The sequence below is a fragment of the Sorangium sp. So ce296 genome (assembly GCF_051529605.1).
Classification (GTDB): domain Bacteria; phylum Myxococcota_A; class Polyangia; order Polyangiales; family Polyangiaceae; genus Sorangium; species Sorangium cellulosum_D.
On the sequence record NZ_CP150325.1, the window covers coordinates 8,221,887 to 8,245,756 of the forward strand.

19 protein-coding genes are annotated in these 23,870 nt (G+C 70.9%); 8 read left to right on the top strand and 11 right to left on the bottom strand.

Annotated elements, in window-relative coordinates; all coding sequences use genetic code 11:
* Nucleotides 1-14 precede the first annotated feature (14 nt).
* Complete coding sequence (locus tag WME98_RS30360; RefSeq protein WP_437945212.1) at nt 15-1,490, bottom strand: PQQ-dependent sugar dehydrogenase; 1,476 nt, start codon at nt 1,488-1,490, stop codon at nt 15-17.
* A 51-nt stretch (nt 1,491-1,541) separates the two neighbouring features.
* On the opposite strand from WME98_RS30360, the gene WME98_RS30365 reads away from it, so the two are divergent.
* From WME98_RS30365 to WME98_RS30375, 3 genes are read left to right on the top strand one after another with little or no spacing between them, the layout of a single operon-like run.
* The gene (locus WME98_RS30365) at nt 1,542-2,384 is read left to right on the top strand and encodes an EboA domain-containing protein (RefSeq protein ID WP_437945213.1); all 843 of its coding nucleotides are present in this window, start codon (nt 1,542-1,544) and stop codon (nt 2,382-2,384) included.
* 49 nt (nt 2,385-2,433) lie between these two features.
* On the top strand, nt 2,434-3,291 hold the full coding sequence (locus WME98_RS30370; protein ID WP_061622201.1) for a TatD family hydrolase: 858 nt from the start codon (nt 2,434-2,436) through the stop codon (nt 3,289-3,291).
* 12 nt (nt 3,292-3,303) lie between these two features.
* Nucleotides 3,304-4,677, top strand: a complete 1,374-nt coding sequence (locus tag WME98_RS30375; protein WP_437945214.1) for an alkaline phosphatase family protein — start codon at nt 3,304-3,306, stop codon at nt 4,675-4,677.
* 34 nt (nt 4,678-4,711) lie between these two features.
* Here WME98_RS30375 and WME98_RS30380 read toward each other — a convergent pair whose 3' ends face one another.
* The 3 genes from WME98_RS30380 to WME98_RS30390 are packed head-to-tail and all read right to left on the bottom strand — an operon-like array spanning nt 4,712 to nt 8,150.
* Nucleotides 4,712-5,593 (bottom strand): UbiA family prenyltransferase, encoded by an 882-nt coding sequence (locus tag WME98_RS30380; protein WP_437945215.1) that lies wholly within the window; start codon nt 5,591-5,593, stop codon nt 4,712-4,714.
* A gap of 2 nt (nt 5,594-5,595) precedes the next feature.
* A complete protein-coding gene (eboE, locus tag WME98_RS30385) occupies nt 5,596-6,933 on the bottom strand; it encodes a metabolite traffic protein EboE (RefSeq protein WP_437945216.1) in 1,338 nt (445 codons plus the stop codon).
* Nucleotides 6,930-8,150 carry a 3-dehydroquinate synthase gene (locus WME98_RS30390; protein WP_437945217.1) on the bottom strand — a complete coding sequence of 407 codons (1,221 nt, stop codon included), beginning with the start codon at nt 8,148-8,150 and terminating at the stop codon, nt 6,930-6,932. The genes eboE and WME98_RS30390 overlap by 4 nt, the downstream gene beginning before the upstream one ends.
* A 254-nt stretch (nt 8,151-8,404) precedes the next feature.
* Between WME98_RS30390 and WME98_RS30395 the strand changes: the two genes are divergently transcribed.
* The 4 genes from WME98_RS30395 to WME98_RS30410 all read left to right on the top strand — a co-directional run bounded on the left by WME98_RS30395 (nt 8,405) and on the right by WME98_RS30410 (nt 14,020).
* Nucleotides 8,405-8,998, top strand: coding sequence for a polysaccharide biosynthesis/export family protein (locus WME98_RS30395; RefSeq protein WP_437954037.1), 594 nt, complete (start codon nt 8,405-8,407; stop codon nt 8,996-8,998).
* A 2-nt stretch (nt 8,999-9,000) separates the two neighbouring features.
* The gene (locus WME98_RS30400) at nt 9,001-10,482 is read left to right on the top strand and encodes an oligosaccharide flippase family protein (protein WP_437945218.1); all 1,482 of its coding nucleotides are present in this window, start codon (nt 9,001-9,003) and stop codon (nt 10,480-10,482) included.
* Nucleotides 10,483-10,674: 192 nt separating this feature from the next.
* Complete coding sequence (locus WME98_RS30405; protein ID WP_437939120.1) at nt 10,675-12,009, top strand: nucleotide sugar dehydrogenase; 1,335 nt, start codon at nt 10,675-10,677, stop codon at nt 12,007-12,009.
* 316 nt (nt 12,010-12,325) lie between these two features.
* Complete coding sequence (locus tag WME98_RS30410; protein ID WP_020733221.1) at nt 12,326-14,020, top strand: SpoIIE family protein phosphatase; 1,695 nt, start codon at nt 12,326-12,328, stop codon at nt 14,018-14,020.
* Between the two features lie 268 nt (nt 14,021-14,288).
* Here WME98_RS30410 and WME98_RS30415 read toward each other — a convergent pair whose 3' ends face one another.
* The 5 genes from WME98_RS30415 to WME98_RS30435 all read right to left on the bottom strand — a co-directional run bounded on the left by WME98_RS30415 (nt 14,289) and on the right by WME98_RS30435 (nt 20,456).
* Nucleotides 14,289-15,686, bottom strand: coding sequence for a hypothetical protein (locus WME98_RS30415; protein WP_437945219.1), 1,398 nt, complete (start codon nt 15,684-15,686; stop codon nt 14,289-14,291).
* A gap of 181 nt (nt 15,687-15,867) precedes the next feature.
* Nucleotides 15,868-17,703 carry a CpsD/CapB family tyrosine-protein kinase gene (locus WME98_RS30420; RefSeq protein ID WP_437945220.1) on the bottom strand — a complete coding sequence of 612 codons (1,836 nt, stop codon included), beginning with the start codon at nt 17,701-17,703 and terminating at the stop codon, nt 15,868-15,870.
* On the bottom strand, nt 17,696-19,252 hold the full coding sequence (locus WME98_RS30425) for a GumC family protein (RefSeq protein ID WP_437945221.1): 1,557 nt from the start codon (nt 19,250-19,252) through the stop codon (nt 17,696-17,698). Before WME98_RS30425 ends, WME98_RS30420 begins: the two co-directional genes overlap by 8 nt.
* Nucleotides 19,253-19,599: 347 nt before the next feature.
* Nucleotides 19,600-19,899, bottom strand: a complete 300-nt coding sequence (locus WME98_RS30430) for an STAS domain-containing protein (protein ID WP_044985570.1) — start codon at nt 19,897-19,899, stop codon at nt 19,600-19,602.
* Complete coding sequence (locus WME98_RS30435; RefSeq protein WP_020733226.1) at nt 19,896-20,456, bottom strand: ATP-binding protein; 561 nt, start codon at nt 20,454-20,456, stop codon at nt 19,896-19,898. Before WME98_RS30435 ends, WME98_RS30430 begins: the two co-directional genes overlap by 4 nt.
* A gap of 146 nt (nt 20,457-20,602) precedes the next feature.
* On the opposite strand from WME98_RS30435, the gene WME98_RS30440 reads away from it, so the two are divergent.
* A complete protein-coding gene (locus WME98_RS30440; RefSeq protein ID WP_020733227.1) occupies nt 20,603-21,280 on the top strand; it encodes a sugar transferase in 678 nt (225 codons plus the stop codon).
* Between the two features lie 75 nt (nt 21,281-21,355).
* Here the strand turns inward: WME98_RS30440 and WME98_RS30445 are convergent, their stop codons facing one another.
* Both WME98_RS30445 and WME98_RS30450 read right to left on the bottom strand, forming a co-directional pair.
* Nucleotides 21,356-22,732 (bottom strand): O-antigen ligase family protein, encoded by a 1,377-nt coding sequence (locus tag WME98_RS30445; protein ID WP_437945222.1) that lies wholly within the window; start codon nt 22,730-22,732, stop codon nt 21,356-21,358.
* A gap of 122 nt (nt 22,733-22,854) precedes the next feature.
* On the bottom strand, nt 22,855-23,820 hold the full coding sequence (locus tag WME98_RS30450; RefSeq protein ID WP_437336313.1) for a hypothetical protein: 966 nt from the start codon (nt 23,818-23,820) through the stop codon (nt 22,855-22,857).
* Nucleotides 23,821-23,870 lie beyond the last annotated feature (50 nt).

Sequence of the window (23,870 nt, forward strand, 5' to 3'; positions counted from 1 at the left end):
CGGCGCGGGACGACCTATTCCGGATCGATCCGGAAGATCTTGCCGCCGTAAGAGACGATGTAGAGCTCGCCCGCGGCGTCCTCGCCGAACGAGGCGAGGCCCTCGATGGTGCTCACGGAGTTGAGGTCCTGGCTGAGCTGGGTGCCGAGATCGGTCGGGCTCGAGGGCGTGGCGACGCCGTCGCGCCAGGTGAACATCCACACCCGGTCCGACGCGAAGTCCCCGTACAGGTACTTGCCCCGGAGCGCCGGGATCTTGCTGCCGCGGTAGACGTAGCCGCCGGTGACCGAGCCGTCGCCGTTGTCGTGATCATAGCGCTTGACGGGCGGCGTGATCATCGGCGAGGTGCACGGAATTCCCTGGTCGCTCTGGAGGCAGACGTCCCCCTCGGTGACGCTCCAACCGAAGTTCTTGTGGCCCTCGCCGCGCGGCTGGACGTTGATCTCCTCGAACAGGCGGCCGCCGACGTCTCCGATGTAAAGATCGCCCCGGCAGCGGTCGAAGCTGAAGCGCCACGGGTTGCGCAGCCCGTAATTCCACACGAACGGGTCTCCGCCGGCGACGTTCCCGGCCGGCGGCGTCGGGTGGTTGTCGACGTCGACGCGGAGGATCTTCGCGTACTTCACCTCGATGTTCTGCCCGTTGTTGTCCGGGTCCGGATTCGAGGTGTCGCCGCCGCCGTCGCCGACGCCCACGTAGAGCATTCCATCGGGACCGAACGCGAGCATCCCGCCGTTGTGGTTGCCGACCAGCACCGGGAACGAGAAGAGCTCGCGGACCTGCGCCGCGTCCGCCTGGTCCGGATTGGACGCCGAACGCTTGAACTCGCGGAGGGCCAGCGTCCTCGACCTCGTGTTGTGGTAGACGAAGAACCGCCCGTTGGTCGCGTAGTCAGGGTGGAACGCGAGCCCGAGGAGACCTCGCTCATCCTCGTCGTACTGGATCTGCTGGACCTGCGCGGTGATATCGAGGAACGGGGTGCTCTGCACCACGCCTCCGCTGATGAGCCGGATGGTCCCGCCCTGCTCCACCACGTAAAGCCGGCTGGCATCTTCCGGCTCGCTCGTCACGAACACGGGACTACGCAGGCCGCTCGCCACCTCGGTGAGCTTGAGCGGCGGCACGGTCCCGCCCGGCTCGTCGCACTCGATCGTCCCACTCCCGCCCGCGCCGGTTCCGGTCGTCGCGCCGGCGCCCGACCCCCCCGTCCCGCTCGTCGTCGCCGCCGGACCGCCTCCGCTGCCCGTCGCGGAAGCGTCCGTGCCCGTCGTGGCGCCCGTGCCCGTGCCCGTGCCCGTGCCCGAGCCGGGCCCCGAGCCCGGCCCCGTGGTGGCGCCGCCGCCCGTGCCGGTTCCGCCAGGACCGGCCCCTCCGCTGCCCCCTGGTCCGCTATTTTCATCGCTCCCGCACCCATTCAAGGTGAAGCTCAGACCGACGACGGCGGCCGCGATGGGCATGAAAGACAAAAGGAAACGCTTCTGGTCCATCATGCCGTAGGAGACTATCCGAACAACGCGCCCATTGGTATAAATTTCCACCTCATGGCGCCGCATCTCGCACGTCGCACGTCGCGATTCCGCATCCACCCGGGAACGGTGAACGCAACTACAATGCAAGACGCTTCCCTACTGCTGCTCGAAATCCTGTCACGCCGGATTCCGTCTGCGGCCGGCTCCTGGCGAAAACGCGTCGAGCAGGTGACCGGGATTGGTGCGCGCGCCCGGCTCGTGCGCGAGGCGCCTGGTGCGGTGGCCGGCGAGACGTCCACCTGGTTCGATCGCGACCAGTTCCTGTCGACGTTCACCGCCGCTGCGCGCGCGCTCGGCAAGGCGCCGCTCGCGCTTCAGGCAGACGAGCGCGACGCGCTGGAAGCGGCGTTGGGGTCCAGGGCGGCGGAGGGCTGGCGGCTGGACGAGCTGGGCCGGGTGACCCTGCTCGCGCTCGTGTCGAGGCGCCTGCCCGAAATCGAGGTCGAGTCGCTGCTCTGGACTTGCTATCAGCAGGGCGATAGCCGGGAACGGCAAGCGCTCCTGCGGGCCCTGCCGCTCGTGACCGGCGCGGAGCGCTCTCTGCCGCTCGCGGTCGACGCGTGCCGCACGAACGAGCTGCCCGTGTTCGAGGCGATCGCCTGCGAAAACCGTTACCCGGCGGCGTATTTTCCGGACCTCAATTTCAACCAGATGGTCCTCAAGGCCATGTTCATGGGCGTCGCGCTCGCGCGGATCGTCGGGCTGGAGCGGCGGCGAACGAGCGAGCTCGCCAGGATGGCAGAGGACTTCGCGAGCGAGCGCAGGGCGGCCGGCCGGAGCGTCCCGGCGGACATCGGCCTGCTCACGCCCGAGCACGAGCACGAGCACGAGCGCGCGACGCGCATCCCCGAGTGAAGCGCGCGAGGCGGAGGGACAAGTGAAGCTATTCGATCCCCATATCCACATGACATCGCGGACCACGGACGACTACCAGGCGATGGCCGACGCCGGCATCGCCGCCGTCCTCGAGCCCGCGTTCTGGCTCGGTCAGCCGAGGACGCACGTCGGCACGTTCGAGGACTACTTCGCGTCCCTGCTCGGCTGGGAGCGCTTCCGGGCCAGCCAGTTCGGCGTCCGCCACCTCTGCACGCTGGCGCTCAACCCCAAGGAGGCCAACAACCCGCGCGTCGCCCAGGGCGTCATCGATCTCTTGCCGCGCTACCTCGACAAGGAGGGCGTGGTCGCCGTCGGCGAGATCGGGTTCGACGACATGACGCCCGAGGAAGAGAAGTACTTCGCCCTGCAGGTCGAGCTCGCGCGCGCGCACGATCTTCCCATCCTCGTGCACACGCCTCACCGCGACAAGAAGCGGGGGACCGAGCGGACGCTCGCCCTGGTGCGGGAGCTCAAGTTCCCCGAGGAGCGCGTGCTCGTCGATCACAACAACGAGGAGACGCTGCCGCTCGTGCTCGCGACCGGCTGCTGGGCCGGCCACTCGATCTACCCGAACACGAAGATGGACGAGGACCGGATGGTCGCGCTGGTCAAGAAATACGGCGCGGAGCGGATCCTGATCAACAGCGCGGCGGACTGGGGCGTGAGCGATCCCCTGAAGGTGCCGAAGACGGCGGCGCGGATGCGCGAGAACGGGATCGCGGACGAGGTGATCCAGCGGATCGTCTGGAAGAACCCGCTCGCCTTCTTCGCCCAGAGCGGCCGGCTCGATCTCGCGGAGTTCGGAGAGGCGCCCGCCGTGGACCAGCGCGCGCTGTTCGAGGGCAACTCGGTCCTGCGCGGGCAAACCCCTGTCGTGCAGGGCTGACCGAGCGCGCCCATGCACCGCACCGTCGTCCTCAACGTCGTCGGGCTCACCGGCGATCTCCTCGGCGACGCCACGCCGAACCTGCAGCGGCTCGCGCGCGAAGGGGCGATGCGCCCGCTGGAGACCGTGCTGCCCGCGGTCACGTGCGCGGTCCAGTCGACCTTCACGACAGGCCTCCTCCCGAGCGGGCACGGCTGCGTCGCCAACGGCTGGTACTTCCGCGACATCGCCGAGGTGAACCTGTGGCGCCAGGCGAACCAGCTCGTGGCGGGGGAGAAGATCTGGGAGGCGGCGCGCCGCCGCGATCCGACCTTCACCTGCGCCAAGCTGTTCTGGTGGTACAACATGTACAGCTCGGCCGATTACGCGGTGACGCCGAGGCCGATCTACTGGGCGGACGGGCTCAAGCTGCCGGACATCTACACCGAGCCGGCGTCGCTGCGCGATGAGCTCGTCTTCCGGCTGGGCGAGTTTCCGCTCTTCAACTTCTGGGGCCCGAACGCGGATATCCGGTCGACGGCGTGGATCGCGCGGTGCGCGCGCCACGTGTACGACACGCGGCGGCCGACGCTGACGCTCGTCTATCTCCCGCACCTCGATTACAACCTCCAGCGGCTCGGGCCGGACGATCCCGCCATCCAGGACGATCTGCGCGCCGTGGACGCCGTGTGCGGCGAGCTGATCGACCACGTGCGCAAGGACGGGGCGCGGGTGATCGTCCTGTCCGAATACGGCATCACGCGGGTGTCCGGGGTCGTGCACATCAACCGGGCGCTCCGGGAGCAGGGCCTCGTGCGCGTCCGGGTCGAGCGCGGGCTCGAGAAGCTCGACGCCGGCGCGTCCGAGGCGTTCGCGGTGGCGGACCACCAGGTCGCGCACGTCTACGTGCGCCGCCCGGAGCGCGTCGCCGAGGTGAAGGCGCTGCTCGAGGCGCTGCCCGGCGTGGACGTCGTCCTCGACGAGGAGGGCAAGCGCGCCGCCGGCCTGGATCATCCGAGGTCCGGCGAGCTCGTCGCCGTCTCACGCGAGGATCGATGGTTCAGCTACTACTACTGGCTCGACGACGAGAAGGCGCCCGAGTACGCGAGGACCGTCGATATCCACCGCAAGCCCGGCTACGACCCCGTCGAGCTGTTCGCCGATCCCGCGCTGCGCGCCCTGCCGGCCAGCGTCGCGTGGAGGCTGCTCAAGAAGAAGCTCGGGTTCCGGTACCTGATGGATGTGATCCCGCTTGACGCCGGGCTCGTCCGGGGATCCCACGGGCGGCTGCTCGAGGGGCCCGGGCGGGGACCCCTGCTCCTGTCCAGCTGCGGTTCGCTGCCGCCGGGGGAGAGCGTCCACGCCACCGACGTCGGCAAGGTCGTCTTGAGCCACCTGTTCGATTGATCGGCGGGGCGGGGGACCCTCGCCCCCCGCTGCCTCACGTCCCCCGCACCACCCGCTGCATCGCCAGCGTCAGCGGGAATCCCAGCAGCGACAGCGCCGCCGCGCCGTCGGCGCCCGGCGCCCCGGTCCGCGCGATGAGCACCGCGTCGAGCAGCGATATCCCGGCGATGAGCGTCACCACGGCGCGCGGGATCCGGTCCCTCCGCGTCCCCCGCAAGAGCCTCACCGCGTGGATCACGCAGCCCGCGAGCGCGCCGTACGCGATCGTCCCCACGAGCCCCGTGAGCGGCGCCCCGAGCGTGTAGAGGAACGGCACCGCCATGAAGCCGAGCGCCCACAGGCTGCGCACGGCCAGCAAGTTCTCCTGCTTCGCGATCGCCGTCAGCCCGATCAGGTAGAAGAGCAGCGCCATCCCCCCGCCGAGCACCGCGCTCCCGAGCTGCCCCCCCGCCGCGAGCGCCGCCGTCCCGTAGACCAGCACGCGGCACAGCCCCATGAGCGCCGGGCTCAGCGGATTCCCCTTGTGCCAGGCGTCGTACAGCACGATCGCCCCCGCGAGCAGCGCGCTCGCCACGGCCGGCGCCGCGCCCCGGCCCGCGAGGTGCGCGTGGCCGCCCACGAGCAGCACCCCCGCGCCGAGCAGGCCGTACCCCACCGCGAACACCTCGCGGGCGCTCACCAGGCCGGACGGGATCGGCCGCTCGGGCCGCTCGCGCGCGTCGATCTCCCGATCGAACGCGTCGTTTAGGAACATTCCGCCCACGTACATCAGCGACACCGCGAACCCCACCAGCGCCACCTCGGGCGCCCGCACCCCGGCCCCGGACAGCGCCATGCCGCACAGCACGTTCGTCCAGACCGTCGGCAAGTTCGAGACGCGGCCGAGCCGCAGATACACCCGCGCGCGTGAGCTCATCGTCACACCCTCTCCCCGCTGCCGGCGCCGAGGACGCCGTCATCGCCGCTCCCTTCCGCCACCATCCGCTCCTCCACCCAGCGGAGCTCCCGCGCCACCGCCTCGACCACGCCGCCGCGCCGCTGATCCTCCGGCAGGACATCCCAGGTATAGGTCTCCACCTCGAGGTGCTGTGTCGCGGGTACCTCCCGCAGGTGCGACAGCAGCGCCGCGAGCTCGGGCTGCGTCGTCGCGAGCGCGCCCTCGAACCCCCGGAAGATCGGCATGTGGAAGTGGATGCGCCACTCCTCCGGCCGCGCCTCCGGCGGCGCCGCGCCCGCGCCCTCGAGCGCGGACAGCGCCTCGGGCAGATCCAGGTAGCGGACGAGCTCGCCCCCGGCCGCGCCGCCGCGGCGCTCGACCACCTGGTGCAGGTACACGACGTCCTCCGCGTACGCGCGCAGCCGCGCCATCGTCGCCGGATCGCGCTCCGCCACGCGCGCGCGCAGCCCGGCGCTGATCTGCACCTTGTGCACGCCGACGCCCGCCGCGCGGAGCGCCGCGAGCGACGCCGGCGCGTCCTCGAACTCGACCGCCATGTGGCACGCGTCGAAGCAGAGGCCGAGGTGCTCGCGGAGCGCCTCCTCCGCGGCCGAGAGGCTCATCCCGGAGAGCGCCGCGAGCTCCCGCGCCCGCTCCCGCGCGAACACGTGCTCGGTGAAGAAGCCGATCGCCTCGGGCGTCGTCTCGAGGAAGCAGCGCGGCTCCGGCTCGAGCGCCAGCGCGACGCGCTTGCCCGTGCGGCGGCGGATCTCGACGAGGTGCGCCGCGTGCTGGACCAGCCGCCGCGCCATCGCCTCCGCGTCGTCCCGCCCGCGCACCCGCGGCCGGAACGCGCCGGGCACGGTGCTGACGCTGCCCATCAGGCCCTCCTCGGCCGGCAAGAGCGCGGCGAGGAGCGTCGCCAGGAGATCGCTGTACGCGAGGCGCTCGTCGGAGAGCCAGTCCGGCAGGTACACGCGCTCCTTCACGGGCCCGCCGTGGAAGCGGCCGTAAGGGAACCCGTTCAGCGTGAACACGTAGAGCCCGTTCCGCTCGAGAAAGTCGCGGAACGCCTCGAGCTCCGCCGGGGCCGCGAGCTCCGCCGCCGCCCGCGCCGAGAGCCGCAGGCCCACGCCCGAGCGGCGGCGCTCGGCGGTCCCCGCGCGCGCTGCCCCTCTGCCCTCCGGTCCTCCGGCCGCGCGCGACCAGATCTCGAGCAGGTGCGTCTCCAGGCTCCGCTTCACCTCGGGCCACGTCTCGCCCGGGTGGATGTTCGTGCAGTAGGTGAGGTGCGGCGCCCCCGCGCACGCGAGCCTCACGACCGCGCCGCCCCGGCCGCCCCGGCCGCCGCGAGCGCGCCCCGCCGCCCGGCGCGCTCGCGGAGCCGCGCGATCGCCGCGACGATGTGCCGCTCGTCCATCGCGTGCACCTCGCGCGCGCGCCCCACGTCCTCGAGGAGCGTCACCGTGAGCTCGCCGCCGAGGTGCTCGCGGAACTCGTCCAGCCCGTCGAGCACGCAGAGCCGCTCGCCGCGCTCGCCGCCCGGCCGGGCGAGCGCCAGCGCGTCGTCCCACAGCGCGAAGCCGAGCGCCTCGAGCGTCGAGACCACCGCGGCCGACGTCGCCTCGCCGCAGAGGCCGGCGAGCTCCGCGTACAGCGTGTCGATCGCGATGCCGATGGCGACCGCCTCGCCGTGACGGAGCCGGTGCCTCGTGAGCGACTCGAGCTTGTGCGCGGCCCAGTGCCCGAAATCGAGCGGCCGCGCGCTCCCGAGCTCGAACGGATCGCCCGCGGTCGCGATGTGCTGGAGGTGGATCTCCGCCGAGCGGCGCACGAGCTCCGCGAGCGGCGCGAGCGCGCCCGACGCGAGCGCGGGGGCGTGCTCCGACAGCCACGAGAACAGCCGCGCGTCCCGGATCAGCGCGACCTTCACCGCCTCGGCCATCCCGGCCACCTTGTCGCGCAGGGGCAGCGTCTCCAGGAAGCGCGGGTCGATCATCACCGCGAACGGCGGGGCGAACGTGCCGAGCAGGTTCTTCTTCCCGAACGCGTTGACGCCGTTCTTCACGCCGACGCCGGAGTCGGCCTGTGCGAGCACCGTGGTCGGGACGCGCACGACCCGCACGCCGCGGTGCACCGTCGCCGCCGCGTAGCCGGCCATGTCGAGCACCGCGCCCCCGCCGACGATCATCACGAACGACTGCCGATCCATCCCGAGCGCGTCGAGCCTCGCCTGCAGCGCCGCCGTCGCCGCGGCGTCGTTCTTCGCCGCCTCGCCGCCGGGCACCACGATCGGATCGGCCGCGAGCGCGAGCCTGTCCGCGTGCGCGCCCACGTACCGCGCGATGTCCTCCGCGAGCGACGGCCACGCCGCGGCGACGCCGCCGTCGATCACCGGCAGCACGCGGTGGCGCCGGCGCGGCTCCTTCGAGGCGATGGCGGACGCGAGATCGCCGTTGCTCGGCGAAAAGACGCCGTCCGTGAGGTAGACGGGGTACTCGAAGGGGACGGCGATCCGTTGGACGTGAAGCAGCATCAGAGCCGAGCTTTGAGAGCGGCCATCGGGCCGTCAAGCTCGTTCCGCGCGAGGATCCCGCGCCCTGCCGCAGGATGAAAACTTCCCCTTGGCGGCGGACGGCCTTCCTGCAATGCTGGCCCCGCTCGTGAGCTGCGCGGCCCTACGGCCGCGATCGCCTCGTGATCGCAACCCTGTACTGCCTGACATCCTCCTCAATGCAGACGCCCATGGAAGGCACAACCCGTCCCACGAAACGGTCCTTCATGAGAGGAGTGCTTTTGACAGCAGCGGCAGCCCTCGCGCTCTCGGCCGGGTGCGCGCCCACGTACGTCTACAACCCGGCGAACTACGCGAAGGAGTACGATCCGCGCAAGCACGAATACGTGATCGGCGTGGGCGACCAGATCCGGGTCAACGTGTGGCGCATGGCCGACCTGTCGAGCGAGGCGCTGGTCAGGGCCGACGGGTACATCACGATGCCGCTCATCGGCGACGTCTACGTCTCCGGCAGGACGCCGACCCAGGTGCGCGAGGAGCTGAAGAAGCGGCTCTCCGAGTTCGTGAAGGACGAGACGGCCGTGATCACCGTCGCCGTGACCGGGATCAACAGCTACCGGTTCGTGGTCAGCGGCAACGTCGCGCGCGCCGGCATCTTCAACGCGAACTACTTCGTCTCCGTCTCCGAGGCGCTCGCGATGGCCGGCGGTCCGAACCAGTTCGCCTCGACCGATCAGATCCTGCTCATCCGCATGGATAGCCCGGGCAAATACCGGCACATCCCCATCAACTACGACGATATCGCCTCGCGCAAGCGGCCCGAGCAGGATCTCGTGCTCAAGGCGGGCGATACCGTCTTCGTGCCCTGATCGTGGCCGGCTCCTCCGCGCTCGCCCGCAAGGCCGTCCTCGGCGCGGTCTGGACGATCGCGACCGGGCTCGGCTCGCGCGTCATCGGGCTGATTGGCACCCTCGTCCTCACCCGGTTCATCGCGCCGGACGTGTACGGCGAGGTCTCGGCCGCGTCCGTCGTCATCATGACGGCGCACTTCGTGTCGAGCCTCGGCATCGGCCAGTACATCGCGTCGCAGCCGCAGCTCGACCGCCAGACCGTCTTCAACGCCACAGTCTATTTCCACGCGGCGGGGCTGCTCGCCATCGGCGTCATCTATCTTCTGCGGGAGCCGATCGCGGTGCACCTCGTCGGCGCGCCCGGGATGCTCGAGTTCATGCCCGGGCTCATCGTCGCGATGCTCATCGATCGGATCTGGTACGTCCCCGATCGCCTGCTCATCCGCGAGATGCGCTTCCGCAGCGTCAGCCTCCGCAACGCGGCCGGCGAGCTCACCTACACCGCGGCGTCGGTCCTCCTCGCCGTGCGCGGCTGGGGGGGCAACGCCATCGTGGTCGCGACGCTCCTGCGCGCCCTCGTCCGCGTCGTCACCACGGTCCCGGCGGTGAGCCTCGCCGAGTGGCTGACGCCGAGCCCGCTGTCGCGCGAGAAGGCGCGCGACCTGTTCGCCTTCGGCATCCCGCTCAACTTCGGGTCGCTGGCGAACTTCGGGGCCTCGAAGTGGGACAACCTCGTCATGATCCGGCTGTTCGGCGAGCACGTCGGCGGGCTCTACAACCTCGCGTGGAACCTCGCCGACATCCCGGCCTCGCAGGTCGGCGAGCGCATCGGCGACGTGCTCGTCCCGTCGTTCTCGAAGCTCGAGCCGGAGCAGCGCAAGGTCGCCCTGGTCCGCGCGCTCACGCTGCTCTCGCTGCTCATCTTCCCGCTCGCCGTCGGCCTCGGCGCGGTCGCCCCGACGATCCTCAACGACACGTTCTTCAACGACGCCTGGGAGCCGGCCGGCCCGCTCCTCGCCGTGCTGTCGGCGCTCGGCGTCACCCGCCCGATCGGCTGGGTCATGTCCTCGTACATGCAGGTCTATGGCCGGACGCGGGCGATCATGATCCTGGAGTGGCTCAAGGTGGTCGCGATCGTCAGCGGCATCGCGCTGCTTGGCACGATCGGCGGCGTCCTCTGGGCGTGCGCCGGGGTGGGCGTCGCGTTCGGGGTGCACGCCCTCGGGAGCCTCTGGGTGGTGAAGCGCGCCGACGGCGTGCCGTACATGCGGCTGCTGCGCCCGCTGGTCCGCCCGCTGGTCGCGTGCGTGCCCATGGTCATTGCTGTGCTCGCCGTCCGTTACGCCATTCGGCCGCTCGGCGAGCTGCCCCGCGGCTTTCGCCTCGGCGCCGAGGTCCTCGCGGGCGCGCTGGTCTTCGCCGGCTCCGCGCTGATCATCGCGCGGCAGGCGTCGCGCGACTTCCTCCAGCTCGCCCGCGAGGCGGTGCGCCGCCGTCGCTGACGTGTGACGCGCGGTCGCTGGGTGACGGCTGACGGCCGCCAGCCGCCGGCCGTCGACGCTGCACGGTCGACCGCGGGACCCCTTTCGACAATCGAGCGAAATTTGGGGGCCTGTGGTAGCGTCGGGCCCCTCTCTTCAACATGGGTCGGGGTCCGCGTGGCGGCTCCCTTCCACCACTGGAGATCAAAGGAAATGGCAGAGACGCATCCCGCTGCGGTCGAGAGCCTCCTGGCGAAGATCAACTCGCGCGAAGCCCAGGTGGGCATCATCGGCATGGGCTATGTCGGCCTGCCGCTGGCGCTCACGTTCATCGAGAAGGGCTTCCGCGTGCTGGGCTTCGACGTCGACCCCGAGAAGGTCACCGCGCTCAGCGAGGGAAAGAGCTACATCAAGCACCTCGATCCCTCGCGCGTCGCGGCGGCATCCAAGACGGGTCGGTTCGAGGCGACGGCGGACTTCGGCCGGCTTGACGAGCCCGACGCCATCCTCATCTGCGTCCCCACCCCGCTGACCGCCCAGCGGGAGCCCGACATGAGCTACGTCGTCATCTCGGCCCAGAAGATCAAGGAGCGGCTGCGGAAGGGGCAGCTCGTCGTCCTCGAGTCGACCACGTACCCCGGCACCACCGACGAGCTGGTCAAGGGCATCCTCGAGCAATCAGGCCTCCGCATGGGCGAGGATTTCTACCTTGCCTTCTCGCCCGAGCGCGAGGACCCGGGCAACCGCGATCACAGCACCGCGACCATCCCGAAGGTCGTCGGCGGCGTGGATCGCGCGTCGCTGGTCCTCTCGCAGGCGCTGTACTCCCAGGCGATCGCGCGCACCGTGGCCGTGTCGTCGGCGCGCGCGGCCGAGGCGGCGAAGCTCACCGAGAACATCTTCCGGGCCATCAACATCGCCCTCGTGAACGAGCTCAAGGTCGTCTACGACGCCATGGGCATCGACGTCTGGGAGGTGCTCGACGCCGCCTCGACCAAACCGTTCGGCTTCATGCGGTTCAACCCGGGCCCGGGCTGGGGCGGCCACTGCATCCCGCTCGACCCGTTCTACCTCGCCTGGAAGGCGCGCGAGTTCGGCGTGTCCACGAAGTTCATCGAGCTCGCGGGCGAGGTGAACGTCGAGATGCCGCACTACGTCGTCAACAAGCTCCAGCTCGGGCTGAACGAGCGCGGCAAGCCGATGAAGGGCACGAAGGTCCTGCTCCTCGGCGTCGCCTACAAGAAGGACATCGACGATCCGCGCGAGAGCCCCGCGTTCGAGATCATCGAGCTCCTGCGTCGCCTCGGCGCCGTGCTCAGCTACCACGACCCGCACGTGCCCAAGCTGCCGCGCATGCGCACCTGGCCGCACCTGCCGGAGCTCTCGTCGGTGCCCCTCAACGAGGCCACCCTCAAGAGCCACGACGCGGTCATGGTCGTCACCGATCACTCCGTGGTCGATTACGACTTCGTGCTCAACCACGCCGCCCTGATCGTCGACGCCCGCGGCGTCTACCGCAACGTGCACCCCAAGGTGATCAAGGCCTAGCCGAGGACGCCCCGAGCGGCACGCGCCGGCGGGTGCGGCGGTTTGGTGACCGGGCACCCATCGGCGACGTCCTCGCCGCCTCGCCCTCCCGCGCCGCGGCGTGTCGCAAAGCGCCCGCGCTGTGGGCGCCGCGGCGCGGAAACGCTCGCGGGCGCCTGCGAGGCCCTGCGAACGCCTGAACAACGGCCTTCACGTACGCGGATCTCGCCGCGCTCGCGAAATCGCGAGCATCCCCTTGATGTCAGGGCGCCGGTTCGGTACCCATCGAAGACGGTCCATGTCCACGCCGCCGCCCATGGTCGGGCCAGGTCGAACGATGTCGCCTGCAGATGAGAACCTGGGCCCTGCGCCGTCGAGCTCGGATTGGAAGGGGCACCTGGAGATCCGGCTCGGCGATCTCCCGGGGACGCGGCGGCCGCTGACCGAGTCGCACATCGTCATCGGCAGGGCGCCGGGCGTGCAGCTCACGCTCGACCACTACACGGTCTCGCGGCGCCACGCGGAGCTCTTCTGCGATCCGTTCGGCCGGTGGTGGATCCGCGACCTCGGCAGCACCAACGGCACGCTCGTCAACGACGAGCGGATCAACGAGAAGGTGCTGAAGCCGGGAGATCGCATCGGGATCGGCGACTACATCCTCGAGTTCCAGCTCACGGCGCGCGCCCCCCGCGTGCCGCTCGACCCGGGCGGGCTCCATTTCGAGGAGGACAAACCGACCGCGATCCGCAAGCTCGGCGAGCTCGACCCGCCGCGGATCGCCGCGAAGCACCTGTTCACCCTGATGGACCTGTCGCGGCGGCTCCTCAGCATCGAGGACGCCACCGACCGGTTCGACGCGCTCTGCCAGCTGATGGTCCGGGAGGACTTCCACGGCAGCATGGCGCTCGCGCTGCGGCTCCGGCAGAACGGCGCGCTCACGATCCTGTCCGGGCCGCACCGCCCGTTCCAGTCGCTCCGGCGCGAGGACTCGGTCGCCCCGCCGTACATCTCGCGCCGCGTGCTCGCGGCCGTGCAGGACACGCGCGAGCCGGTGCTCGCCGGCAACCTGGTGAGCGACAGCGCCACGGTCGAGCTCACGATGTCGCGCGACGTCATGGCGCTCTGGGTCGTCGCCTGCCCGCTGCGCGTCGAGGAGCAGCTGATGAACCTGCTCTACGTGACCCTGCCGCCCGACTTCGGCAGCGTCGAGTGGCTCGGGCTCATCGCGCTCGCGGCGGAGGTCTACCAGCAGGCCGAGTCGGCGTGGGAGGCGCGGCGCCACGCGCAGGCGCACGCGGCGATCGAGCGCGAGCTCGAGATGGCGCACCAGATCCAGCGGACGTTCGTCCCGAAGCGGCTGGAGTTCAAGGCGCTCGACGTGGCGCTCGGCTTCGAGCCGTGCCGGTGGGTCGGCGGCGACTACGTGGACATCGTCCCGATGCCCGACGGCCGGCTGATGCTGGCGGTGGCGGACGTCTGCGGCAAGGGGCTCCAGGCCGCGCTCATCGGGTCGAGCGTGCACACGATGGTGCGGGCGACGGTCGACGCGGGCCGCGGCATCACGGGCATGATGGACCGGCTGAACGCCTACCTCTGCGAGTACCTGCCGGAGCAGTCGTTCGTGACGATGGTGGCGGTCGCCCTGGACCCGGCGACGGGCCGCATGGAGTGCGTCAACGCGGGGCACCCGCCGGCGCTGGTGGCGACCGCGGAGGGCGGCCTGCGGCACCTCCAGGCGGCGGTCAACCCGGCGCTCGGGATCGGGCCGGTGCCCATGGAGGCGCACCAGAGCGTGCTCGCGCCGGGCGAGGTGCTCGCGATGTACACGGACGGGCTCACCGAGCTGCGGAACTCGTCGAAGCAGATGCTCGGGCTGCACGCGCTCGGCACCGGCTTCGCCAAGCTGTGCGCGGCGAGCGCGGGGCGGCCGGTGGCGTCGATCGCCGACAAGCTCACGCAGATGCTCGAGGAGTTCCGCGGGGACCAGCTGCCCGAGGACGATAGGGCCTTCCTGCTCGCGCGGCGTACCTGACCCGAGGTCTTGCCGAGCTGCCCGGCCCCGGCGGAGGGGGCTACGGTGGGCGCGGGGCCGGGACGAGCGTCGGCGACGCGGTGCTGGTGGCTAGTACCGCGGGGCAGAACTCCCGCCAGGGATCTGTCTCGCGAGCGAAGAGAAATAAACGCAAAGGCGCAAAGGCGCAAAGGCGCAAAACTACAAATCTTTTTTGCGTCTTTGCGTCTTTGCGCCTTTGCGTTGAACTCTCTCTCCGGATCCCTGGCCGGACCTCTGGCGGGCGGAACTAGGGCGTGGCGTCGTTGGCCGACGGCTCCGTGCCCTCGGGCGGCTCGATCGGCGTCGGATCGCGGTGCGGCGGCCCAACGGGGCCCGCCGAGCCGAACGGCTGGGTCATCGTAATGCGCGAGCCGGGCTCCATCCGCCGCGGGAACGCGCCCGACACGGACACGAGGACCGCGTTCCGGACGATGCGCGTGTCGGGGAGCTCCGACGTCCTCGCCTCGGTGCGCTGGTTCGTGTGCTGGTACCGGAGCGCGAGCGCGAAATCCGGGATGGCGACGACGGGGCTCCAGAGCAAGGCCACGTCGGTGAGCACCGCGATCGTGGTCGGCCCCGTCACGAGCTCCCCGGCCGCGTTCGCCTCGAGCGGCTGCGCGATCTGACCGCCGGCCGAGCCCTCGACCGACAGGTGCCAGGCCGGGCGGATGGGCGCGGCGGCGCGGAGCGTCAGCTGGTGCGAGAGCTGGATCTGCTGCAAAAAGACGTTGGGCGTGGCCGTGTAGGCGTACGCGAGCTCGGCCTCGCCACGGTCGTGCGTGTAGCGCAGCGCCGCGAGCCCCGCCGGCCGCACGAGCGAGTCGGCGCCGCCGGTCAGGTCCGTCGCGACCACCCCGCCGACGTCGAGCTGGCTCGAGAAGCGGCGGCCGAGGTCGTGCTGCCAGCTCGCCACGAGCGTGGTCAGGAGCTGATCGCGATCCTCGACCGCGTCCGGGGTCGCGGGATCGGTGTCGGTCACCGGGACGTTGTCGAAGTGGGTGTAGCCGACCGAGAGCGCGCCGGACACGGTGTCGTGGCGGAAGATGCGCTGCGCGCTCAGCGTGTTCGACACGGTGAACGTGCGCTGCGGGAGATCCTGGAGCGGGTTGTAGACGAGGAACGTCGCCCCCTGCCCGAGCGCCCAGACCGGCGACGGCAGGAACGAGAACCCCTCGTTGAACGACGCCTGCACGAAGTTCGTCGTCCCGCCCGCGGTGCCCTGGATCGTCGTGGTCCCCGGCGTCTGCTCGAGCTGGAAGGTGTTGAGCTGGCCCTGCGACCCGGCCGCGCCGAGCGTCAGCGTGGTCCTCGGCGACGTGACGAAGCGGCCGGACCACATGGCCATGTTCGAGTACGAGCTCGCCTCCCAGTGCCGGAAGAAGAAGCTCGCCGAGAACGTGTACGACAGCGTCTGCGAGGTCCGCGGCGTCGTGTAGGTGAAGATCAGGCCGGGGCTCACGGTCCCGAAGCCGTCGGCGTCGGGGCCGGGCCCGGCCGGGGGCTCGGCCGCCGAGCTCACGTTGTCGGTGACGCCGATCGAGCCCGTGAAGACGCCCTGGAGATACGCGTCCTGCGCTCGAGCGTCGTCGTGGGTGAGGATCGCGCAGCCGAAGGCCGCGACCGCAATGCCTCGTCCGGAGCGCATGAGGGCCGCAAGGTAACAATGGAGCCGGCGCTCGGCTACGCCTCCCCGACCTTTCGAGCAGGGAAGCCGCGGGCCGCGCGCCGAGTTTCCTCGGGGCTCCGCCCCGAACCCCGGCGTCCGCTTCGCGGCCGCCGCAGTTCCGCGCGTCAGCAATCCCTGGCGGGATTTCTGACACGCGGAACTAGGCGTCGAGCAGGACGACACCGAGGATGGGCGCCGGCCGGAGCTGCTCGATGGCCTGGCGGATCGCCTTGCGGGTCGACTTCTTGACCTGCGACGTCAGGATCACGCCGTCCACCGAGTCGCCGATCACGTTCATGTCCATGCTGCCGAGCACGGGGGGCGTGTCGATGATGATGTACGAGTAACCCGCGCGCTTGAGGCTCTCGATCGCGCTCGAGAACGCCACCGCGTCGAGGATCGGCGGCCGCTCCGTGCGCGGGTCGACGGCCAGGATGTGGACCGGCGTCTGGAGGGAGAGCCTCGGGTCCGGCGACCTGCCGCCCGCCGGCGCCGCGTTCCTGTCCGACGAGTCGAGGCCGTCGTCGCCGGGCGCCACGGCGGGCGCCGGCGCCGCCTGGTCGACCACGACCCAGGGGGCGAACCGATCGGCGGCGTGGCGCTGGAGCTGCTCGCTGAAGCAGCTCGGGGGATCGAACCGCAGCGCCTTCGCGATGCCGGGCTGGCGGATGTTCGCCTCGACGAGGAGGATCTTCCCGCGGACGGTCTCGCGCAGGGCGAGCGCCAGGTTGATGGCGCACGACGTCTTGCCCTCGCCCGGCCCGGCGCTCGTCACGGCGATCGTGGTCCCGACGGCCGACGGCAGCTTGCGCCGGAGCGTCCGGTAGGCGTCCGCCTGCGGCGAGTACGGCGCGTGGATCATCACGATGGTCGGAGCCACGGCGTCCGGCAGCGGCAGCGGGCGCACGGTGACCTCGCCGAAGCTGCCCAGGCCCTCCTCCGGGAGCAGCCCGGCGTTCTCCGGGCCGCTCGGCAGCGAGCGCATGTGCTCGATGTGCAGCGACGGCGGCTCCTCGAACGTCGGATCCAGCGACTGCAGCTTCGCGTCCACGGCCTGCTGCGCCGGGGTCGACACCACGCGGTTGAAGATGAGCGACGGCGGCGACGAGAACGTGGCGGTGCCCGAGCGCTCCAGCGGCCTCTCGGGCGGCGGCGGCTGCTGCGGCTGCGGCGGCGGTACCTCGCGCACCGTCACCTCGCGCGCGGCGCCCGGCACCACGCGGTCGAAGACGAGCGACGGGGGCGAGGGGAACGTCCCGCTGAACGAGCGCTCCAGGGGCGGCGCGCCCGCGGCGTGCGGCGCCGCTTCGCGGACGCCCACGTCGCGCGCCGGCGGCGCGATGACCCGCTCGATCGGCACCGGCATCGCCGGCGCGCCCGGGCCGCTCGGCGCGAGCCCGGGGCTGCTCAGCGTGGCGCTCAGGTCGACGACGCGCGTCACCACCGGGGCCGCGTAGGGCCGCTCGGGGCCGGGCGGCAGCGCGGGCGCGGGCGCGCCGTGCATCGCCGCGTGGCCGTGAGGCGCGCCGTGCTCCCCGTGCTCCCCGGACAGCCCCGCCAGGAACATCGCCGCCGCCTGGGGCGGCGACCGGAGCGGCGCCTGCATGCCGGGATGACCGCCGGCCGCCGCCGGCCCGGGGCCGAGGCGCAGCCCCATCCCGTGCTGCCCCGCGTGCGGCAGGTCATGGCGGATGGTCGGCGAGTCGAACGCGGCGCCCGAGTCGTCCTGGCTCGGGCGCTCCGCCGAGACCACGTCCTCGGCGTCGTTGGCGAGGCGCAGGACGCGGGCGATCATCTCCTCGCGCACGTCCGGATCCGGCGCGATCGAGCGCCAGTTGCCGACCACGTTGCGGAGCCGGCGCGCCTCGATGACGAGGGCGCGGACCCGCGCGGTCTGCTCCGCGCGACTCAGGAAGTCGCAGACCTGATCGAGCGCCCGCTCCAGAGACGCGACCGGCGGGGGCTTCCCCGGCTCAGCTCCGCCTGTTTCAGCCACGGCGTCCTCGGGGCCCGCGCGCGTTGGCCGGCACGACGACGAGCACCGGAGCGAGCGCCATTCGATCGATATCTTCCATGTCGTAAACCCGATCGTCGAGCACGATGCCACGCGCCGCCGCGGCGGCGATCCCGGCCGCGACGGACACGAAGAGTCCCGCGATGGCGAGGATCAGCCGCGACGGGCTCGAGGGCGCGCTCGGCCTGTACGCCGGGTCGAGCACCTCGATCTGCGCCGAGTAGCCGCCCTGCTCCGAGCTCGCGGCCATCTCCGCGCGGAACGACTTGCCCTCGAGGTCGGCGAGCCGCTGCTGCGCGCGCGCCTTCTCGCGGCTGAGCCGCGACCACTCGGTCTCGGTGTTGATGATCGCCTTGGCCGTCTCGCTCGCGTCGGCCGGGTTCCCCATCTTCGCGCTCCTGCGCGCGGCGATCTCCCGCTCGATCTTCGCGAGCTGGGCCTTGATCTTCGCCTTCTCGGCCTCGTCGGTCGCGGCGACCTCCACGATCGGCGCGGGCGGCATGATCAGCGCCTCCTCGGCGCGCCGCAGCGCCGCCTCGGCGTTGCTCACGCGGACGGCCGCGGCCCGGACGTCCGGGTGCTGCTCGGTGAACCGGGACTGCTTGTCGGCCAGGTCCCGCCGCGCGGTCGCGAGCTCCTGCTCGGCCTGATCCCTCTGGCGGACCAGCACGGGGGAGGGCGCCCCCCCGACGCTCGGCGCCGCCTGCTCCGGCTTGCCGGTGAGCCGGGCCCGCAGGCGGGGCGCCTGCCGCTCGAGGGCCTCCAGCGTCGGGTCCGTGGTGGTGGAGCGGCGCTCCTGCGCGCGGATGGCGGCGCCGGTCTGCGCGCCGCCCGGCGCGGCCTGCTCGGCGGCGAACTCGGGGTGCTCGGCCAGGAACGCCGCGAGCTCGGTCTCCGCCTTCTCGACGTCCTGCTCGGCGCGCTTCAGCTCGGCGTCGAGGAACTCGTTGGTCAGCTTCGCCTGCGACCTGCGCATGCGCGTCGTCTCCTCGACGAGGATGTCGGCGAGCCGCTGCGTCACCTCCTGCGCCTGCTCGCGCGTCTCCCCCTCGGCCGAGATCGCGAAGGTGTCGGTCGAGCGGGCCTTGAAGGTGATCTTCATGCGGAGCCGGTCGACCGCGTCGACCATGCCCCGCTTCTCGAGGACGTCGGGGAAGAGGTTGAACTCGGTCACGACCTTCTCGAGGTTGGAGCGCGCGAGCAGCGTCTCCTTCAGCCGCGCGGAGAGGGTGCGGAGCGGGTCGGGCCCGTCCGGCCCGAGGTACGTCGCCTTCACGCCCTCCCGGTAGAAGATCACCGTCTCGGAGCGGTACGCGGGCTTCCTCGACTGCACGACGAGCACCGTGAATCCGATCCCCGCGAGCGCCACGAGCACGGCCACGTACCAGTGCGCCAGGGTCCGGTTGATCATCGCGCTGATGCTGGGCGGCTGCGGACCCGCAGGTCGCGCCGTCGCATCGACGGGAAGCGCCCCGAGCGCCTCCTGGGGCGGGAGAGGCCCGGAGGTCTGCTGGTTCATCTTCTTGTCCATTGTTCGCGCTCCTCGAAGGTTGCCCTTGCTCCGCCCGACCCGGAGAACGCGCACCTACGTCCGGCGGACGGCTGCCTATCGTAGACGTGCGCCGCCCGAGCGCCAGCTTGTTGCACGCGGCCCGCGCTCGCCGCACGCGGCCCCGAGCCCATCACGCCCCCGGCGCACGCGTGAGGCGGCGTGGCCAGGATCACGGCGCGCGGCGCGCTCCCGTCCCCGCGCGCCCTCGTGCCCGCGCGTCCCCGTCCCCGCGCGTCCCCGTCCCCGCGCGCCCCCGCGCGCCCCCGCCCCGCGCGCGGCACCGGCCGCTGCCGCGGGGCCGGCGGCGAGCGCGCCGCCCCGGAGCGTCACGTGGGGAACACCCGATCGAGGCGCAGCAGGCGGAAGATGGCGCGCGGCTGATCCCGGAGGCCCACGATGCGCACCTGGCCGCCGTTGGCTCGTACCCGCTTGAACAGCGAGACGATGACGCCGACGCCGGAGCTGTCGATCAGCCGGAGGGACGAGAGCTCGAGCGTGATGTTCTGCCGGTTCTCGGCCACCAGCTCGTCCACCAACGTCCTGAACTCCGGTGCGGTCACCGCGTCGAGGGTCCCCTCGAACTGCACAACCGTCTCATTGCCGTTATCGGTCCGCGTATAGCTCATTGGATTTTGATTCCCCCAGCGGCGCGGGCTGCGCCCAAGCGGGAGACGCTCCGCATTCGGAAACTGCTCGTCCGATGCCCCGTCGCCTCGGCGAAATCGGCATCGGAATGCTCTTGTTCGCTACTGCCTTCACTGCCGTCGCCGGCGACGCACGAGCTGCCCTCCCGCCGCTTCACGAGGCGGAGGACATTCGGGCTGCCGGGACAGTAATCGACCTCATCCATGAACGACTTGATGATGAAGAGCCCCATGCCGGACTCGGGGAGGTCGTCGATGGGAGGGTTGTCGATGGCCGCGGGGTCGAAGCTGCATCCCGTGTCCATCAGGCGGATGATGATGCCGTCCGCGTCGGACTCGATCTCGATGTCCACGTCGCCGGGCGGGCCAGCCCGGTATCCATGAATCGCGATGTTGTTGAACGCCTCCCCGAACGCCGAGACTGTCTGGTCCTCGAAGTCTTCCTGGGTCAGGCCGGGCGATCCGCCTTCGACCCTCCCAGGCGCGGCCATCTTGCATGCGGCCGCCACCACGCGGAGGGCGAGGTGGCGATAGGTCAACGAACCTGGTACGCGGAGTCGGATCACGCCCAAACCTCCATCCGAGCTTGTACCCTACCACGTTCTCGACTATGGGAGCCACAAGGTAAACAGTGACACCTGGCGTTCGTGTAGCGAAACGTGCGATCGACATCGCGGGCTCGCTCGTGGGTCTCACGCTGACCCTCCCGCTCTACCCGATCATCGGCGCGGCCATCTACCTCGAGTCGCCCGGGCCGATCTTCTACATGCAGCGCCGCGCGGGCATGCTGATCGGCACGGAAGTGCGGGATGGCGTGAGCTACCCGCGGTTCGTCGAATTCCATATGCGCAAGTTCCGTTCCATGCGCGTGGATGCCGAGAAGATGACCGGGCCCGTGCTCGCGCAGCAGGACGACCCGCGCATCACGCGCGTCGGGCGCTTCCTGCGCAAGACGCGCCTCGACGAGATCCCGCAGTTCTGGAGCGTGCTCATGGGCGACATGAGCATCGTGGGGCCGCGCCCCGAGCGGCCGGAGCTGCTCGTCAACCTGGCGCTCGCCATCCCGTTCTTCGAGGAGCGGATGCGCGACATCAAGCCGGGCATCACGGGGCTCGCGCAGGTGTCGCTGGGCTACACCGGCCGCGCCCCGGCGGAGAGCGAGGTCGCCGCGTTCGAGGCGACGCTGACGAACCCGTTCGGCCTCGAGGAGGCGGAGGGGGCCGAGGCCGACGACATGCGGATGAAGCTGCTGTTCGACCTCGCGTACGCCGCGTCGCTCGAGAAGCTCTCGACGTTCCTGTCGATGGAGCTCTCGATCATCCTGAAGACGCCGCTCGTGATGGTCCTCGGCCTCGGGCGCTGAGCCGGCGCCGCGCCCGGCGCGGCCGCCCCAGCGCCGCGCGCCAGCGATCCCCGGCGGGATCGCCGGCGGGCGGCGCTACGCTCGCTTGCTGAGCACGAAGATCACCAGCACGATGGCGAGGTCGGCCAGGATGAGCCGGTAGACATCGCGCTTCTCGAGCCGGATCGAGAAGTTCGGATCGACGCTCCGGATGGCGGAGTACAGCGCCCCCGCGAGGCCGAAGTAGATCCAGAGCACGTAGTGGTAGGTGAACGAGAGGAAGAAGATCCCGACCATCATCCCGCAGAACCCGGCCATGACCGCCATGGCCCAGGCGCGGATCGTCGCGAACTGGGCGCCGTGCTCGTACCGCTTGAGCGCGACCAGCGAGATCTTCAGCGTGAGGTAGATCATCGCCGTCCACGCGAACATCCCGAGCGGACCGAGCTCCGAGAGCGCGAGGAGGTACGCGTTGTGCGCGGTGAGCCAGTGGTGCTCCGTGAACTGGCGGAAGCCCGCGCCCATCAGCGGGAACGCCCGGTAGATGAGCAGGCCCTCGGCCAGGATCTCCGTGCGCTCGTTCGCCGACTCGTCCGCCTCGCCGCCGCCGCGGCCGCCGAAGAGCATGAGCGGCGCCGCGAAGACCGCGCCGAAGATCGCGCCGCGGACGCCGTACTTCTTGACGAAGTAGACGCCCAGCACCGTCGCGAAGACGAGCTGGCCGCCGCGCGACTGCGTGAGGATGATCGCGGTCGCGATCACGAGGAGCGAGGCGAGGACCAGGAGCGCGCGCGTGAACGAGCGCTTCTGCTCGAACAGGGCGAAGCTGAACGGCAGGACGATGCCCGACGTGAGCGCGAGCTCGTTCGGATCCTGGAGCACGCCGCGCCAGCGCACTCGGCCGTTGATCGTCGACGTCTTGAAGAGGCCGACGCGCTCGCACAGGTACTCGGCCTCGGGATCGGCGCCGGGGCCCTCGCGGCAGTCCACGCGCATCTCGCAGGGCCGGCCGTCGGGGATGCCGGCCTCGCCGCGCGAGCCGCCGATGGTCTGCGTCATCGCGAGGCACTGGAACGACGAGAACCCCTGGTGCACCGCGACGCCCGCCACGAAGAGGCCCATGATGAGCACCGTGCCGGCGAGCTTCTGGAAGCCCTTGAAGCCCTCGGGGCTGTGCCCGATCAGGAAGAAGAGGACGAACGTCACGCTGATCGAGACGAAGCCCTCGGAGAACTCGGCGGGGTTCCGCAGGCCGAGCGTGAGCACGCACCAGAAGTAGACGACGATCGCCCAGCGCAGCTGCGGGGTCGCCTTCAGCCTGACCTTGCCCAGGGCGAGGTCGAGGCCCATGCCCATGAAGGCGAGGGCGAGCCAGAGGTACAGGAACGGCAGGCTCTCGAAGCGCTCGTCCCACTCCTGGGGCCTGCCGTAGATGAAGATGATGAGAAGGATGACCCCGGGGAGCGCGAGCATGACGAGGGTCCTCAGCGAAGACGCGGTTCGGGTGGAGGGGGACGTTCCGGAGGATCGCGGCCCGCGTCAAGCGGCTTGCGCCGGCGCCTCCCGGAGCGATCGCCGTCGCCGCGCGCGCGACGCTACGTGGTGAGGCCCATGCGGCGCACGGCCTGGTTCAGGAACGGCACGAACTCGTCCGCGGCCCTCTCGTTGCCCTCGCGCGAGGGGTGGTTGTCGGTGTTCCCCTCCGAGCCGTGCTGCGAGAAGTTGGACTCGCCCTTGTTCGTGAGCACGTCGTAGTAGTCGAAGACGACGACGTTCTTCTCGGGATAACCGCTGAGCCAGCCTTCGGGCGACTTGACCCAGTTGTTGAACGAGCGGGCGAGGTCGGCCTGGCGCTGCGCGACCTCGGCCTCCGACGGCTTGCCGAGGATCTTCTTCGCGGTCCACTTCCAGGCGGGCTCCTTCGAGCGCTTGAGGATGTTGGCCGGGGCGGTCATGTAGACGAACAGCGTGTCCTTGCGCTTCGCGAGCTCGGGCAGGAGCGACGAGAGCGTGGCCTTCGCGTTCCAGACGGTCAGCTCCGGGCCGGCCGGGTTGCCGGGGGCGGCGCCCTCGCCGACGAAGCGGTTGTTCGGATAACAGGACTTGAAGACGACGATCCGGTTGACCACGCCGTCCGGGTGCTTCTGGTCGTTGAGCGCGACCCGGAGCACGCTGTCCATCCTGTCGCGGAACTTGGGCGCCCAGTGGAAGAGGTCGGTGTCCTCGCCGATCGCGCTGCCGTAGGAGGCCTCGTGGACGCGGTAGCCCTGCTCGATGAGCCGCTTCTTGAGGCCGCCGCCGTTCGGGTGCGTCTCGTAGACGCACGACGCCTTCTCCTTCTCGGGGCCCGGGTCCGCGAGCAGCTGGCCGCCGACGGAGTGGTGGATGAACAGCAGATCCAGCGGGGCGCCGGGCGGGGCGCTCGAGAAGCCCGACAGGTCGAGCGAGCCGGCCTTCGCAATAGGGCCGGTGGCGGCGGGGGCCTTGCCCTCGATGGGGATGAACAGGGCGCCCAGCGCGACGAGGAATGCGCCGGCGGACACGAGGTGCTTCTTGCTCATGGCATCTCCGTGGAGGACGTGGGCAGGGAAGCTAAATTATCGCAGCGCGG

What these genes read in the sequence shown, in the direction of transcription:
- WME98_RS30405 (WP_437939120.1), top strand. Translation starts at nt 10,675, where the DNA reads ATGGCAGAGACGCATCCCGCTGCGGTCGAGAGCCTCCTGGCGAAGATC.
- WME98_RS30425 (WP_437945221.1), bottom strand. Translation starts at nt 19,252, where the DNA reads ATGGACAAGAAGATGAACCAGCAGACCTCCGGGCCTCTCCCGCCCCAG.
- WME98_RS30370 (WP_061622201.1), top strand. Translation starts at nt 2,434, where the DNA reads ATGACATCGCGGACCACGGACGACTACCAGGCGATGGCCGACGCCGGC.
- WME98_RS30360 (WP_437945212.1), bottom strand. Translation starts at nt 1,490, where the DNA reads ATGATGGACCAGAAGCGTTTCCTTTTGTCTTTCATGCCCATCGCGGCC.
- WME98_RS30365 (WP_437945213.1), top strand. Translation starts at nt 1,542, where the DNA reads ATGGCGCCGCATCTCGCACGTCGCACGTCGCGATTCCGCATCCACCCG.
- WME98_RS30375 (WP_437945214.1), top strand. Translation starts at nt 3,304, where the DNA reads ATGCACCGCACCGTCGTCCTCAACGTCGTCGGGCTCACCGGCGATCTC.
- WME98_RS30430 (WP_044985570.1), bottom strand. Translation starts at nt 19,899, where the DNA reads ATGAGCTATACGCGGACCGATAACGGCAATGAGACGGTTGTGCAGTTC.
- WME98_RS30450 (WP_437336313.1), bottom strand. Translation starts at nt 23,820, where the DNA reads ATGAGCAAGAAGCACCTCGTGTCCGCCGGCGCATTCCTCGTCGCGCTG.
- WME98_RS30390 (WP_437945217.1), bottom strand. Translation starts at nt 8,150, where the DNA reads ATGCTGCTTCACGTCCAACGGATCGCCGTCCCCTTCGAGTACCCCGTC.
- WME98_RS30415 (WP_437945219.1), bottom strand. Translation starts at nt 15,686, where the DNA reads ATGCGCTCCGGACGAGGCATTGCGGTCGCGGCCTTCGGCTGCGCGATC.
- WME98_RS30380 (WP_437945215.1), bottom strand. Translation starts at nt 5,593, where the DNA reads ATGAGCTCACGCGCGCGGGTGTATCTGCGGCTCGGCCGCGTCTCGAAC.
- WME98_RS30445 (WP_437945222.1), bottom strand. Translation starts at nt 22,732, where the DNA reads ATGCTCGCGCTCCCCGGGGTCATCCTTCTCATCATCTTCATCTACGGC.
- WME98_RS30410 (WP_020733221.1), top strand. Translation starts at nt 12,326, where the DNA reads ATGTCGCCTGCAGATGAGAACCTGGGCCCTGCGCCGTCGAGCTCGGAT.